The organism is Streptomyces sp. NPDC024632 (assembly GCF_055559175.1).
On sequence record NZ_JBVHLD010000007.1, the window covers coordinates 137,000 to 151,683 of the forward strand.

Genomic DNA, 14,684 nt, shown 5'->3' on the forward strand with positions numbered 1-14,684 from the left:
CAGAGGGAATATGACGGTTGGTTACACGTTCTCTACGCAATGCGACGTCACCGGCCGCGGCATGGGCGGCGTCACCGGCCGGGGCCCCCGCGCAGCTCCGCCGCGTCCACCGTGCTGTCGAGCAGGCCCTGCGCCAGGTCGGACAGCCGGATGCGGCGTGTCCTGGCGTGGCTGCGCAGCGCGGTGAAGGCGGCGTCCACGCTCACCTGCCAGCGCTCGGCGAGCAGTCCCTTGGCCTGCTCGACCAGGACCCGGCTCTCCAGGGCGGACTGGAGCTGGTCGGCGAGCTGTTCGCGCTGCCGTCTGACCCGGCGCTGGAGCACCCCGATGGTGGTGACGTCGGCGAGCGCCTGGGCCAGCTCGGCGTAGCCGTCGGGGAGCGGGCCGGGCGCCGTACGGAACAGCGTCAGGGCGCCGATGGTCTCCTCGCGCCAGCGCATGGGGACGGCGAGGACGGCGCCGTAGCCCGCGGCCAGCGCGGCCCCGGTGAAATCGGGCCACCGGCCCGCCGCCGCGCCCAGCACGTCGGCGCGCACCGGCGCGCCCGCGCGGTGGCACTCCCGGCCCGGGCCCTCGGCGGCGACCAGCGCCCGTACGGCCTCGTCCGTGACCGCGACCACCTCGGGCTCCGCGCTCCCGCGCGACTCCGCCACCAGCAGCAGCCCGGCCGCCGCCGCCCCGAGCACCCCGACACACCGCCCGACCAGCACGTCCCCGACCGCGCCGCCCCCGTCGAGCGTGTCGGCCACGGCCACGAAGGCCGCCCCGAGCGCGGCGGCGTACGGCTCGGGCGCCGGGGAGTCGGAGGGAGCGCCGGGCCGGACCCCGGAAGGGCCGCTCGTGGCGGGACCGTTCGAGGCGGGACGGTTCGAGGCCGGACCGTTCGAGGCGGGGCCGCTCGTGGCGGGACCCTTCGTGGGAGGGCCGGAAGGATCACCTGGCGCGCTGTGGCTCATTCTCGCTGCTCCCCGTTCGTGCCCGGCCCCCGTTGCCGGACTCGCAGCCGAGTATCCGCCGTCGGGTCGGCGCGGCGCCTCCGCCGTAGGTCGGAGACGGCGGAGCAGCGCGGGGCCCGCGGGGCGAGCGGGAACGCGGAGTCCGTCATACCTTGGCAATCGGTGGGCTCCTCCCGAGCACCGAGAGCCGAGTACCGAGCACCCGGAGCCGCCGACCCGAGAACCGCCGCGAGCCCAGCGCCCACGACCGAGAACCGGAAGCCACCACGTCCCACGGTCCGCCCGAGGAGGTCCGGATGCCCGTGCCCGATCCGAAGGGCGAGGCACTGCGCCCTGTGCCGCCCGCGAGCGCCGCGCCCGACCGGGTGGAGGAGTCGCGGGCCACCGGCACACCGCAGGGCCTCAAGGCCGCGCTGACCGAGCTGCTGGGCGCGGAGAAGGTCCTCACCGGCGTCTCCGACCTCGTGCGCTACGCCTCCGACGCCAGCCCGTACCGCTTCGTGCCGCAGGCCGTCGTGCTGCCCGAGAGCGCGCAGGACGTCGTCAGGCTGCTGGCCTACGCCCGCCGCGAGCGCCGCCACCTGGTCTTCAGAGCCGCGGGCACCAGCCTGAACGGCCAGGCGCAGGGCGAGGACATCCTGGTGGACGTGCGCCGCCACTTCAGCGGCGTCGAGGTCGAGGCCGACGGCGCGCGGGCCCGTATCCTGCCCGGCACCGTACTCGCGCGGGCCAACGCCACCCTGGCCCGGCACGGCCGGGTGCTCGGCCCCGACCCGGCCAGCGCCGTCGCGTGCACGGTCGGCGGAGTCGTCGCCAACAACGCGTCCGGGATGGCCGCGGGCACCAGCCGCACCTCGTACCGCACGGTCACCTCGATGACCGTCGTCCTGCCGTCGGGCACCCTCGTGGACACCGGCGACCCCGACGCCGACGCGGCGCTGGCCGCCGCCGAGCCCGAGCTGTGCCAGGGCCTGCTCGACCTGCGGGACGAGATCGAGGCCGACGAGGAGCTGACCGCCAGGATTCGCGCGAAGCACGCGATCAAGAACACCAACGGCTACCGGCTCGACGCCTTTCTCGACGCCGAGACGCCCGCGCAGATCCTGCGCGGTCTGATGGTCGGCTCGCAGGGCACCCTCGGCTTCGTCGCCGAGGCCGTCTTCGAGACGCTGCCGATACGCGCGGCGGCCACCGCCGCCCTGCTGTTCTTCCCGACGCTGCCCGCCGCCGCCGCGGCCGTGCCGCTGTTCAACCAGGCGGGGGCCGAGGCCGTCGAGCTGATGGACGGCAACACCCTGCGGGCCGCCGTGGGCGTGCCCGAGGTGCCGGGGGAGTGGGCCGCGCTGCCGCGCGAGACGACCGCGCTGCTGGTGGAGTTCCGGGCCGCCGACGACACGGAGCTGGCCGCGTACGAGCGGGCCGCCGTCCGGGTCTGCGACGACCTCGGCCTGGTCACGCCCGTACCGTCCGCGGACAACGCCTTCACCCGCGACCCGGCGCGGATCGCCGGCCTGTGGCGTATCCGCAAAGCCTTCGTCGCGGCCGTCGGGAGCGCCCGCCCGTCGGGCACCACGCTGATCACCGAGGACTTCGCCGTACCGCCGGAGCTGCTCGCCGACGCCTGCGCCGAGCTGCTGGAACTCCAGGAGCGGCACGGCTTCGACGCGGCCGTCGCGGGCCACGCCGCGCACGGCAATCTGCACTTCCTGCTGACCTTCGACGCGGCCGACCCCGCCGACGTGGAGCGGTACGCCGCCTTCATGGACGACTTCTGCCACACCGTCGTCGAGCGGTTCGACGGCTCGCTGAAGGCCGAGCACGGCACCGGCCGCAACATCGCGCCCTTCCTCGAACTGGAGTGGGGCGCGAAGGCCACCGCCCTGATGTGGCGGGTCAAGCGGCTGCTCGACCCGGACGGCGTCCTCGCCCCCGGCGTCGTCCTCGACCTGGACCCGCGCGGCCACCTGCGCGGCCTCAAGACGATCCCGGCCATCGAGGCCGTCGCCGACGCCTGCATCGAGTGCGGCTTCTGCGAGCCCACCTGCCCCAGCCGCGACCTCACCACCACTCCCCGACAGCGGATCGTGCTGCGCCGCGAGATGCTCCGCCAGCCGCCCGGCTCCCCGGTCCTCCAGGCGCTCCTGGACGCGTACGGATACGACGCCGTCGACACCTGCGCGGGCGACTCCACCTGCGCGCTGGCCTGCCCGGTCGGCATCGACACCGGCGCGATGATGCGGGACTTCCGGCACGCAGGGCACTCCCGTACCGAGGAGCGGGTCGCCGCCTCCGTCGCCACCCACTGGAAGGCCGCGGAACGCGCCGCCCGCGCCGCGGTGGCCGCCGCCGACGCGGTACGCGACCGGGTCGGCGACCGCCCGCTGACCGCGGGCACCGGCCTGGCCCGCAGGGCCGTACGCCCGGACCTGATACCCGAATGGCTCCCCGAGATCCCCGGCGCCGCCCCCCGGCTGCCCCGCACCGAGAAGGACGGCGCGACCGCCGTGTACTACCCGGCGTGCGTCAACCGCGTCTTCGGCGTCCCGGCCACCCGGTACGGGTCGCTGCCGCAGGCCGTCGTCAGCGTCTCCGCGCGGGCCGGCCGCCCGGTGTGGATCCCGGACGACGTCACGGGCACCTGCTGCGCCACCATCTGGCACTCCAAGGGCTACCTGGCGGGCAACGCGGTGATGGCCAACCGGATCGTGGAGGCCGCCTGGCTGTGGACCGGCGGCGGACGGCTGCCGATCGTGGTCGACGCCAGCTCCTGCACGCTCGGCCTGGCCCGCGACGTCGTGCCGTACCTCTCCGACGCCAACCGTGAACTGCACGGCGAGCTGACCGTCATCGACTCCGTCGTCTGGGCCGCCGAGCACCTGCTGCCGCGGCTGACGGTCACCGACACCGTCGCGTCCGCCGTCCTGCACCCGACCTGCTCGATGCGGCACCTCGGCGACACCGGCGCGCTGGAGACCGTCGCGCGGGCCTGCGCCCGCGAGGTCGTCGTACCCGACGACGCGGGCTGCTGCGCCTTCGCGGGCGACCGCGGGATGCTGCACGAGGAGCTGACCGAGGCCGCGACGCGCCCCGAGGCCGAGGAGGTCGCGGCGCGCGGCTACGACGCGTATCTGTCGGCGAACCGGATGTGCGAGCTGGGCATGGAACACGCCACGGGCGAGGCGTACGAGTCGGTGCTGATCGCGCTGGACCGCGCGACACGCGGCCTGCCGGTCACCCACGCGGCGCCCGCGCCGGACGCCCGGGACACGACGACAGCGGTCACACCGGATTGAGCGGCGGGTCCTGCGGGTGGGCCGGCAGGGGCCGTTGCTGGGGCGCGAGCAGCAGCAGGACCACGTCGTCGGTGAGCGAGCCGCCCGCGTGCTCCAGCAGGTCGCTGTAGACCCGCTCCACGGCGTCGTCCAGGTCGTACGAGGCACCGGCCACCAGGCGGCCGACCCGCTCGGCCAGCGGGTAGAAGGAGTTGTCCCGCGGGCTGCGGGCCTCGATCACCCCGTCGGTGCACAGCACCAGCACGTCGCCCGGCATGAGCGGCACCCGCCACGGGGTGGGCCCCTCGGCCACCATGTCGGCCAGGCCCAGCGGCAGCCACGGCTCGTTCGGGTACAGCGTCTCCACCTCGCCGTCCCGCGAGACCCGCAGCGGCGGCACATGGCCGTAGTGCAGCAGTTCCACGCTGTCCGGCTTGTCGAACTGCGCGAACAGCGCCGTGATGAAGTCCCCGCCGGTCACATGCCGGCCGACGCTGATGTCCACCCGGCGCGCCACCCGGTCGAGTCCGCCCTCGTCGAACGCGGCCTCGCGGAAGGCACCGAGCACCACCGCCGAGGTCTGCACCGCGCCCAGGCCCTTGCCGCGCACGTCGCCGATCAGCGCCCGCACGCCGTACGGGGTGTCGAGCACCGCGTACAGGTCGCCGCCGATCTGCGCCGCGTCGGCCGCCGACACGTACCGCACGGCCAGTTGGATACCGCCCACGCGCGGGGCGGGCGGGCGCATCAGGGCGTGCTGGGCGGCCTCGGCGACGGAGGTGATGGCGCTGAACGCCTTCGCGCCGGTCTCGCGGCGCCAGGCGATGTAGATGCTGAAGAGGGTCACCGAGCCGTACGCGAAGACCTGGCCGAAGAACACGTCGTGATCGGGGATCTCGGCGATGCCGTCGTAGGGCGCGAGCGCCGCCTGGACGATCAGGCCCAGCACGCCGATGAACAGGGTCCGCCGCCAGTTGACGGTGATCGCGGCCAGCGGCGGCGCGGCGACGATGCCCGGCGTGATGAAGTGGTCCCGGCCCGCCGCGAGATCGGCGATCACGACCAGCGCGATGACCAGCAGGGGGAGCGACATACCCATACGTGACAGGTATTCGTCCTCCACATGCTGTAGCGCCCTGACCACGCGGACATTCTTCACACGGTGAACCTATCTGGCCTTTCCGGCCGGGTCAGCCGCTCGTCCAACTCGTCAAGGACCAGCCGGTCGCCGTCCACCTGGCCCGTGCGGTACGCCGCACGGCCCACGATATGAGCCGCGACCGGCACAGTCATCAGCTGAAACGTGCCAATCAGTACCAGCGTTCCCAGATCCACCCAGGAACGCAACCGCAGGGCGACCCCGAGCAGCACCAACAGCAGCCCGAGCACCTGCGGCTTGGTCGCCGCGTGCATACGGGTGAGGGTGTCGGGCAGCTTCAGCAGCCCGACCCCGGCCACGAAGCTCAGCCCCGCGCCGAGCAGCAGGCACACTGCCGCGGCCCAGTCGCCCACCGCGGTCCAGCTCATCCGCCCGTCTCCTCACCGTCAGCGGCCGTGCCCTCCCGGCCGTCATCCCTTTTCGGCCGCTCGGTCCGCTCGGTCCGCTCGGTCCGCTCGGTCCGCTCGGCCCCCTCGGGCTCCACCGGCTCCCCCGGCCGCCCCGGCCCTCCTGGCTCCCCTGACCCCGCCGGCTCCTGCCCGCCCGGCCGCTCCGGGGGCTCCGCGCCGCGCACCGCGATGAAGCGGGCGCTGGCCACCGAGCCGGTGAAGCCGAGGAAGGCCAGGACCAGCAGCACCGGCAGGGTGTACGGGGTGCGCGCCTCGGCGGCCCGCGCGCCGAGTCCGGCCACCACGACCGCCAGCAGCGCGTCCACCGCCACCGCCCGGTCCAGCATCGAGGGGCCGCGCGCCAGCCGGACGAAGACCATCACGCCGGAGGCGACCAGCAGGGCGAGCACCACCCCCGTCACCCAGTTCACGGCGCACCCGTACCCGGCTCGGGGGCCGTCAGGTCCGCGATCTCCGCGCGGGTGCCGAACGCCCGTACCACCAACTGCTCCAGGCGTCTGACCTCGGCGCGGGCCTGGTCCGTGCCCGCGCTGTCGGAGCCCATGACGTGGACGAAGAGGGTGCCGGTGGAGCGCTGGATCTCCAGTACGGCGCTGCCCGGCACCGCGCAGACCGCCACGGCCGTCGCGGTCAGCATCAAGTCGCTGCGGGAGCGCAGCGGTACGGCGAGCACCGCGCAGGGCAGCGGCGACGGGGTGAGGATCTGCCAGACCGTACGCAGCCCGGCCACCGTCAGATCGGCCAGGAAGTAGGCGGCGAAGCGGACCAGGCCCACCGGGTGCAGCCGCAGTTCGAGTTCGAGCGGCGGGAGGGGGAAGGCCAGGCAGAGCACGACGCCGACGGCCAGGCCGGTCAGCACATTGCCCGCGGTGACCTTTCCCCACAGCAGCACCCAGACCACGGCCAGCCAGAGCACCAGCGGCCACTGGATTCTCCGCAGGGTACGCACCCGCCGAATGCTCGCAGACCGGACACGTGTGACGCGCCTACGACACGGGTGTCACGTTCCGGCCGTTGTGTTGCGCCGGGTGAACGTTCTGCGACAGCAGTGAGTACAGGGGTGGCTGGGACGGTTGGGGCTCCTTAGGGTCGCCGTGTACCTGCCACTCGGCCGCCGCCACCCGCCTCGCGGCGGCGGCCACTTGGCACCTGCCGCTTGTCGTTCACCGTGCTGGAGGACCCCTGTGCGTAAGAGAGTCATCGCGTCCACTGCCGCCGCCCTCGGCCTGCTGCTGGCGATCCCGGCGGCCGCTGCCGACACGGGGCCGGGCGCGCCCGGCATCGGCGACCCGTACTACCCGACCTACGGGAACGGCGGCTACGACGTCTCCCACTACGACCTGAACCTCGACTACCAGCCCAGCACCGACCTGCTGTCGGGCACCGCCGTCATCACGGCGACCGCCACCCAGGGACTGACCAGCTTCGACCTGGACTTCGCGCTGACCGTCAGCCGGGTCACCGTCGACGGGAAGCCCGCCGCCTTCGCCACCAGCGGCGAGCAGGAACTGGTCATCACCCCCGCCAGGCCGATCGCCAAGGGCCACCGGATCACCGTCGCCGTCACGTACTCGGGCGTCCCCTCCACCGTGAAGCGCTACGGCTTCACGTCGTGGCAGCGCACCCCGGACGGCGCAGTCGCCGCCAACGAACCCGAGTCCGCGTGGTGGTGGTTCCCCAGCAACGACCACCCGGCCGACAAGGCCACCTACGACGTGCGCGTCAAGGTCCCCGACGGCGACCAGGCGATCAGCAACGGGCTGCTGGTCTCGCGGAAGTCCGAGGACGGCCGGACCAGCTACCACTGGCGCGAGACCAAGCCGCAGGCCACGTACCTCACCACGCTGGCCGTCGGCCACTTCGACATCACGCACAGCCGCACCCGCACCGGCGTCCCGGTCATCAACGCGTACAGCGCCGACCTCCCCGCGGCCACCGCCGCCAACGCCCGCGCCAGCGTGGAGCGGACCGCCGAGATCGTCGACTTCCTCAGCGGCTGGTTCGGCCCCTACCCCTTCGACGCGGCCGGCGGCTACGTGCCCAACGTGACCTCGCACTTCGCGCTCGAAGCGCAGACCCGCGTCTTCTACAGCCCCAGCTCCTTCGCCACCAAGGCCAACACCAACGTCGTCTCGCACGAACTGGCCCACCAGTGGTGGGGCGACGACGTGTCGCTGGAACGCTGGTCCGACATCTGGCTCAACGAGGGCTTCGCCAGCTACGCCCAGTTCCTGTGGGCCGAGCACGAGGGCACCGGCACCCCGCAGCAGCTCGCCCGGGACATCTACGACGCGCACCCCGCCGACGACCCGTTCTGGACGGTCAAGCCGGGCGACCCCGGCCCCGACAACCAGTTCGACGACGCCGTCTACGACCGCGGCGCCGTCGCCATCCAGGCGCTCCGCGACACCATCGGCGACCGCGACTTCCGCACCCTGCTCAAGGCGTGGCCCGCCCTGCACCGCTACGGCAACGCCACCATCGCCGACTTCCAGCGGCTCGCGGAGCGGATCTCCGGGCAGCGCCTCGGCACCTTCTTCCAGACCTGGCTCTACACCGCCGCCAAGCCCGCCGTCTTCCCCTCGGCGCCGTGAGGCACCATTGACCGGTGAACACGCCGACGGGTGAGACGAGTGAGCTGCGGGCCGACTGCGGCGACTGCTTCGGGCTGTGCTGCGTGGCCCTCGCCTTCACCCGCTCCGCGGACTTCGCCGCGGACAAGGCCGCCGGGGAGCCCTGCGGGCACCTCGGCGGCGACCACCGCTGCGGCATCCACCGCGAACTGCGGGGCCGCGGCTACCGGGGCTGCACCGTCTACGACTGCTTCGGCGCGGGCCAGAAGCTCTCCCGGATCACCTTCGGCGGGCAGGACTGGCGCGACGCCGCCGACGGGGGGCGGTCGATGTTCGCGCTGCTGCCGGTCGTCCGGCAGCTCCACGAACTCCTCCGCTACCTCGGCGAGACACTGGCGCTGCCGTCCGCCCGGCCCGTGCACGCCGCCGCAGAGGCGGCCGTCGCCCGGATCTCCGGGCTCACCCTCGGCACCCCCGAGGCCCTGCTCGCCCTCGACGTCGCCGCCGAGCGCGCGTCCGTCAACGAGATCCTGCTCCGCGCCAGCGCCCTGGCCCGCGCCGGCACCCCCGGCCGCGACCGGCGCGGCGCCGACCTCATCGGCCGCGGGTTCCGCGGGGCGGACCTGCGCGGCACCGACTTCCGCGGGGCCTATCTGATCGCCGCCGACCTGCGGCGGGCCGACCTGCGCCTCGCCGATCTCATCGGTGCCGATCTCCGCGACGCCGATCTGCGCGGGGCGGATCTGCGCGGGGCCCTCTTCCTCACCCCGCCCCAACTCACCGCCGCCCGCGGCGACTCCACCACCGTCCTTTCGCCAGGTGCCCCGCCCCGCCCCGCCCACTGGACCTGACGCCCGGGGCAGGACGCGCCCCGTCGGGGGCATGGGGGACCGCGCGCTCAACTACCGCGTTCCCGCGGGTCACCACCCGCCCCGGCGGGGCAGTCCGGTTGTCTCCGGACCACCGGCCGGTGGGGACCGTCAGTGGCGGAGGACCGCCGAGACGTACGGGGTTCGGGACAGGAGCTCGCTCGCGGAGCGATCGGCGAGGCCGGTGAGGGGCCCGGCCAGGACGGTGAACGACAGACCGAGCGCGACCATGGCGCAGGTGGCGAGAAGCATCGGCGCGGGGAGGGCCGCCGTGGTGGTGATGGGCCGCCCGCTGAGGGAGGCGGCGTGGGCGGCCCCGGCGGGCAGCGGCACGGCGGTCGCCCCGGAGTCCTCCCCGGGCGACGGGGGCGACGGCGGCGCGGGTGCCGGTCCCGAGCCGCCCTCCTCCGCGTCGGCGGAGTCCTCGTCGGATTCCAGGACGGTGCCGTCCTCGCACAGATCGGGCGGGGCGGCACGCCAAAAGGCCAGGTTCCAGACCTTCGCCAACGCGTACAGCGTCAGCAGGCTGGTGACGATGCCGCCCGCGACCAGGACGTACGCCCAGCCGCCACCGTTGGCGATGCCGGCGCGCAGCAGGCCGAGTTTGCCGAGGAAACCGGACAGCGGCGGAATACCGGCGAGGTTCATGGCGGGGACGAAGAAGACGACGGCGAGCAGCGGCGAGATCCGGGCCAGGCCGCCCAGCCGCAGCAGATCCGTCGTGCCGCCGCGCCGTTCGATCAGCCCCGCGACGAGGAAGAGCGTGGTCTGCACGGTGATGTGGTGGGCCACGTAGAAGACGGAGCCCGCGATGCCGCCGCGTGAGGCGAGCGCGATACCGAAGACCATGTACCCGATGTGGCTGACCAGCGTGAAGGACAGCAGCCGCTTGAGGTCGGTCTGGGCGACCGCGCCCAGGATGCCGATCACCATCGACAGCAGGGCGACCAGCATCAGCGGGTCGGCGAGCCGCCCGCCGGGGAACAGCAGCGTCTGGGTCCGCAGTATCGAGTAGACGCCGACCTTGGTGAGCAGACCGGCGAAGACGGCGGTGACCGGCGCGGGCGCGGTCGGGTACGAGTCCGGCAGCCACGCCGCCAGCGGGAAGACGGCGGCCTTGATGCCGAAGACGGTCAGCAGCGCCAGTTGCAGCAGCAGCCGTACGCCGGAGGGCAGTTCGGCCAGCCGCCCGGCGAGCAGCGCCAGATTCACCGTCCCGGCCGCCGCGTAGACCATCCCGATCGCGACGAGGAACAGCACCGACGACAGCAGCGACACCACCACGTACGTGGCGCCCGCCCGCATGCGGGCCGCCGTACCGCCGAGCGTCAACAGCACATAGCTGCTGGTCAGCATGATCTCGAAGCCGACATAGAGGTTGAACAGGTCGCCCGCGAGGAAGGTGTCGCAGACCCCGGCGACCAGGATCAGATACGCCGGGTGGAAGACGGACAGCGGTGTCGCCGCGTCCTGGTCGGCCATGCCCTGGCCGATCGAGTAGATCAGCACGCACAGCGTGACCGCGGCCGACACCACCAGCATCAGCCCGGACAGCCGGTCGGCGACCAGCGTGATGCCGACCGACGCGGGCCAGGTGCCGGTGTGCATGACCTGCGGCCCGTCCCGGTCGGCGGCCACCAGCAGGGCGAGCGACGCGCCGAGCACCGCGCACAGCACGCCCGCGCTGATGAACCGCTGCGTACGCGGCAGCCGTTGGCCGATCGCCAGCTTCACCCCGGCCGCGAGCAGCGGCAGCGCCACCGGCAGCGGCAGCAGGTCGGACGCGGTCACCGGTCGGCCCCCAGTACGTGGTCCCAGACCTCGTCGTCGAGGTCCTCGGTCTCCTCCGCGCGGGCCTGCCGCACCCGGTCCGCCCGCAGCACGGCCCGCAACTCCGCCCGCGTGCCCTCGTGTTCTGCGCGCAGCGCGATCCGGATGTCCTCGACGTCGTCCTGCACGTCGTCGTTCCCCGACAACTGCCAGCTCCGGTACGCCATCGCCAGCAGGAACGCCGTCAGCGCCAGCGTGATGACGATCGCGGTGAGCGCCATCGCCTGCGGCAGCGGGTCGGTGACGTCCTTCGGGTCGGTGCCCGGATACAGCAGCGGCGGCTTCCCCGCCTTGCCCGACGTGGCGAGCACCAGCAGATTCGCCCCGTTGCCGAGCAGCACCGCGCCCAGCAGGATCCGGGTCAGCGGTCTGGACATCAGCAGCGCGGTGCCGCAGCCGAACAGCACACCGCCCACCGCGATGAGCGCGATCGTCGCCTTCACGTGACCTCCCTCTCCCCGCGGCCGTCCCGTTCGATCTGGAGGTCGATCTCGGCGCCCAGGCCGCGCAGCACGTCCAGGACGACGCCGAGCACCAGCAGGTAGACCCCGAAGTCGAAGAGCACCGGGCTCGCCAGATGGACCGAACCGAACAGCGGCAGCCGCGCGTGGTACGTGCCCGCGTCGAGCACCGCGCGCCCGAACACCAGCCCGCCCAGGCCCGTACCGACCGACACGACCAGGCCCGCGCCCAGCAGGAAACCGGCGTCCACCGGGGCCGCGGCGGCCAACTCGTACCGCCCGCCCGCCAGATAGCGCACCACCAGCGCCAGGCCCGCGACGAGCCCGGCCGTGAAGCCGCCGCCGGGCAGATTCTCCGCGCTGAACAGCAGGTAGAGGGAGAGCACCAGGATCGGGTGGAAGGTCAGCCGGGCCACCACCTCGAAGACCACCGAGCGGCGCTCCTGCGCGAGGGTGCCGCTCGCGGACAGCCAGGTCCGCTCGGGGGCCAGTGACGCCGGGCCCGGCGCCTCGCGCGGCCCCGCCCGCCATACGGTGCCCGGCTCCTCGCCGTCCGCTGCCCGTGGCAGCGAGCCCGCGCGGCGGCGCAGGAACAGCAGACTCGTCACGCCGACCGCGGCGACCGCCAGCACCGCGGACTCGCCCATCGTGTCCCAGGCGCGCAGATCCACCAGGATCGTCGCCACCACGTTCTTCACGCCGTCGTGCTCGGTCGCCTCGATCAGCGCGGCGCGGGCGTCGCTCGCCCGGCGGGCCGCCGCCGTCAGATACGTCAGGCCCGCGACGAGGGCGCCCGCGGCGGCGCCCACCGCGTAGTTCGCCGCGCGGCGGCGCGGGGCGGTGCGCGGGAAGCGCGCCGGGAGGCGGCGCAGCACCAGCACGAACACCACGATGCTGGCCGTCTCCACGGTGAACTGCGTCAGGGCCAGGTCGGGGGCGCCCTGGAGCACGAACAGCACCGCCGTGCCGTAGCCCGTGGTGCCCGCCAGCACCACCGCCTTCATCCGCAGCCGGGCCGTCACGCACAGCACCGCCGCCGCCATCACCGCGACCGCCACGGCGGCCTGCGCCGCGTCGTCCGCCAGGCGGGGGCCGCCGCCGGGAGTGTGCCAGGGGGCGTCGTGGACCAGGGCGTACGACTCGGTGCCGGTGAACACGAGGAGGGCGGTGGTCAAGTAGACCGCGAGGGAGCCGCGTTGCACCGTGCCGGTGAGCTGGAGGGCGAACCATTCGGTGCCGCGGATCATGCGGGCGAAGGCCGCTTCGGCGGTGGGGAGGGCCGTTTTCCGGGCGAGCCGGATCAGGGGGGTGTTCGCCGCGAAGAGGGCTGCGCCCAGGGCCCAGGCGACCAGGGACAGGGCCAGGGGGGTGCCCCAGCCGTGCCACAGCGCCAGGTGGTACGGCGTGGCGCCGTCCGCTTCCGGTACGGAGTGGGCGTACTGCCCGAGCAGCGGTTCGAGGTGGGTGACGTAGGGGCCGAGGACCGTCCCGGCGAGTGCCAGCGTTCCTACGGGCACCGCCTTTTCCCAGCCCTTCAGGTGTGGGCTGGCCGTGCGTGGGCGGGTCGGTCCCGGGCCGGGGTACCTCCTCGAGCTGCGTGCTGCCTGCTCCCGCGCATCCGTCGCCGCCCTGTCGGCACGCAAATCTGCGGGGGCACCCCGGCCCGTCCCCTCCGGTACGTCGGCGGCTGCGGGGGGAGGGGCGGCAAGGGGCTCCGGTGCGTCGGCGGCTGCGGGGGGAGGGGCGGCAGGGGGCTTCGGTGCGTCGGGGGCCGCGGGGGGAGGGGCGGCAGGGGGCTTCGCCGTGGCTCTTCCTCCGAAGGCGCCCCACAGGAAGCGCAGGGTGTATGCGACGGTCAGGGCGGAGCCGAGGACGGACAGGGAGAGGGGGAGGGGGGCCAGGGCGTCGAAGGCGGCTTCTTTGGCGGGGAAGCCGAGGAAGGGGGGGAGGCCGGTCATGGAGGCGGCGGCGAGGGTGGCGGCGGCGCACAGGAGGGGAGAGGTGCGGGCCAGGCCCGACAGGCGGCGGATGTCGCGGGTGCCGGTGGTCTGGTCGACGGCGCCGACGACGAGGAAGAGGGCGGCCTTGAAGAGGGCGTGGGCGAACAGGAGGGTGACTCCGGCGAGAGCGGCGTTGTGGGAGCCGGTGCCGACCAGGGCGGTGAGGAAGCCGAGTTGGCTGACGGTGCCGTAGGCGAGGATCCGTTTGAGGTCGAATTCGCGCAGGGCGCGCCATCCGCCGAGGAGCATGGTGGCCAGGCCGAGGCCGACGGTGAGGGCGCGCCAGGGGCCGACGGGGGCGAAGGCGGGGGAGAGGCGGGCGACGAGATAGACACCGGCCTTCACCATGGCCGCCGCATGCAGGTAGGCGCTGACGGGGGTGGGCGCGGCCATCGCGCCGGGCAGCCACAGGCTGAAGGGCCACACGGCGGACTTGGACAGGGCGCCCGCGAGGACCAGGACGAGGGCGACGCGTACGGCGGGACCGGTGGCGGGCGGGTGGGCGATCAGTGCGGACAGCCGGTAGGTGCCCGCGAGGTGGCCGAGCATCAGCAGCCCGACGAGCATGGCGAGGCCGCCCGCGGTGGTGACCACCAGGGCCTGGAGGGCGGAACGCCGGTTGGCCTTCTTCTCGGCGCTGTGGCCGATCAGCAGGAAGGACAGGACGGTGGTCAGCTCCCAGAAGACGTACAGGAGCATCAGGTCGTCGGCCAGGACGAGGCCGAGCATGGCGCCCGCGAAGGCGGTCAGGGTGCCCGCGAAGCCGCCGAGTCCCGGCTCGTCGTCGCGGAAGTACCCGGCGCAGTAGACCAGGACGAGGGCGCCGACGCCGCCCGCGAGGACGGCGAGCAGCAGGCTCAGCGCGTCGAGGCGCAGCGCGATCTCCAGGTCGAGGGCGGGGGCCCAGTGCCAGGTCTGTTCGCGCACCCGGCCGTTGGCGACCGCGTTCCACTGGAGGGCCGCCCAGACGGCGGTCGCGGCGGGCGCGGCGGCGAGCACGAGGAAGGCCCGGCGGCCCCACCACCGCGTGAACACCCCCGCGAAACCCGCCAGCACGAAATGACCCACGATCAGCCCCAGCACGGGCCGACCTTCCTCCGCCCGCCCCGCCCCGTACGCCTGCCGCGCCCGCCGCCGCCCAGGACCACCCGTGC

At 73.9% G+C, this 14,684-nt stretch carries 11 protein-coding genes; 3 read left to right on the forward strand and 8 right to left on the reverse strand.

Features of this window, described 5'->3' with window-relative positions:
- Positions 1-71: 71 nt before the first annotated feature.
- Positions 72-956 (reverse strand): ANTAR domain-containing protein, encoded by an 885-nt coding sequence (locus tag ACZ37P_RS16390; RefSeq protein ID WP_467346933.1) that lies wholly within the window; start codon positions 954-956, stop codon positions 72-74.
- A gap of 296 nt (positions 957-1,252) precedes the next feature.
- Here ACZ37P_RS16390 and ACZ37P_RS16395 point away from each other — a divergent pair, with 296 nt between their 5' ends.
- Complete coding sequence (locus ACZ37P_RS16395; protein WP_467346935.1) at positions 1,253-4,249, forward strand: FAD-binding and (Fe-S)-binding domain-containing protein; 2,997 nt, start codon at positions 1,253-1,255, stop codon at positions 4,247-4,249.
- On the opposite strand, the gene ACZ37P_RS16400 is transcribed toward ACZ37P_RS16395, so the two are convergent.
- Genes ACZ37P_RS16400 through ACZ37P_RS16415 form a run of 4 tightly spaced genes read right to left on the reverse strand, consistent with a single transcriptional unit; the run spans position 4,236 to position 6,746 of the window.
- Entirely contained in the window at positions 4,236-5,387 is a 1,152-nt protein-coding gene (locus tag ACZ37P_RS16400) for a PP2C family protein-serine/threonine phosphatase (RefSeq protein ID WP_355343183.1), read from the reverse strand. The two genes, ACZ37P_RS16395 and ACZ37P_RS16400, sit on opposite strands and share 14 nt — an antisense overlap.
- Positions 5,384-5,755 carry a monovalent cation/H(+) antiporter subunit G gene (gene mnhG, locus ACZ37P_RS16405; protein WP_355343185.1) on the reverse strand — a complete coding sequence of 124 codons (372 nt, stop codon included), beginning with the start codon at positions 5,753-5,755 and terminating at the stop codon, positions 5,384-5,386. Before mnhG ends, ACZ37P_RS16400 begins: the two co-directional genes overlap by 4 nt.
- Positions 5,752-6,207: an MrpF/PhaF family protein gene (locus ACZ37P_RS16410; protein WP_467346937.1), complete on the reverse strand. Its 456-nt coding sequence runs from the start codon at positions 6,205-6,207 to the stop codon at positions 5,752-5,754. Before ACZ37P_RS16410 ends, mnhG begins: the two co-directional genes overlap by 4 nt.
- The gene (locus ACZ37P_RS16415; protein WP_355343191.1) at positions 6,204-6,746 is read right to left on the reverse strand and encodes a Na+/H+ antiporter subunit E; all 543 of its coding nucleotides are present in this window, start codon (positions 6,744-6,746) and stop codon (positions 6,204-6,206) included. The genes ACZ37P_RS16410 and ACZ37P_RS16415 overlap by 4 nt, the downstream gene beginning before the upstream one ends.
- A gap of 235 nt (positions 6,747-6,981) precedes the next feature.
- Between ACZ37P_RS16415 and ACZ37P_RS16420 the strand changes: the two genes are divergently transcribed.
- On the forward strand, positions 6,982-8,391 hold the full coding sequence (locus ACZ37P_RS16420) for a M1 family metallopeptidase (RefSeq protein WP_401304875.1): 1,410 nt from the start codon (positions 6,982-6,984) through the stop codon (positions 8,389-8,391).
- 14 nt (positions 8,392-8,405) lie between these two features.
- Positions 8,406-9,221 (forward strand): pentapeptide repeat-containing protein, encoded by an 816-nt coding sequence (locus ACZ37P_RS16425; RefSeq protein WP_467346939.1) that lies wholly within the window; start codon positions 8,406-8,408, stop codon positions 9,219-9,221.
- Between the two features lie 129 nt (positions 9,222-9,350).
- Here the strand turns inward: ACZ37P_RS16425 and ACZ37P_RS16430 are convergent, their stop codons facing one another.
- The 3 genes from ACZ37P_RS16430 to ACZ37P_RS16440 are packed head-to-tail and all read right to left on the reverse strand — an operon-like array spanning position 9,351 to position 14,613.
- Positions 9,351-11,030, reverse strand: a complete 1,680-nt coding sequence (locus ACZ37P_RS16430; protein ID WP_391163933.1) for a Na+/H+ antiporter subunit D — start codon at positions 11,028-11,030, stop codon at positions 9,351-9,353.
- Entirely contained in the window at positions 11,027-11,512 is a 486-nt protein-coding gene (locus ACZ37P_RS16435; protein WP_355343203.1) for a Na(+)/H(+) antiporter subunit C, read from the reverse strand. Before ACZ37P_RS16435 ends, ACZ37P_RS16430 begins: the two co-directional genes overlap by 4 nt.
- Positions 11,509-14,613 (reverse strand): Na+/H+ antiporter subunit A, encoded by a 3,105-nt coding sequence (locus ACZ37P_RS16440; RefSeq protein ID WP_467346941.1) that lies wholly within the window; start codon positions 14,611-14,613, stop codon positions 11,509-11,511. The genes ACZ37P_RS16435 and ACZ37P_RS16440 overlap by 4 nt, the downstream gene beginning before the upstream one ends.
- Between the last annotated feature and the right edge of the window lie 71 nt (positions 14,614-14,684).

Coding starts and splice junctions, on each gene's coding strand:
- ACZ37P_RS16390 (WP_467346933.1), bottom strand. CDS start 956: ATGAGCCACAGCGCGCCAGGTGATCCTTCCGGCCCTCCCACGAAGGGT.
- mnhG (WP_355343185.1), bottom strand. CDS start 5,755: ATGAGCTGGACCGCGGTGGGCGACTGGGCCGCGGCAGTGTGCCTGCTG.
- ACZ37P_RS16395 (WP_467346935.1), top strand. CDS start 1,253: ATGCCCGTGCCCGATCCGAAGGGCGAGGCACTGCGCCCTGTGCCGCCC.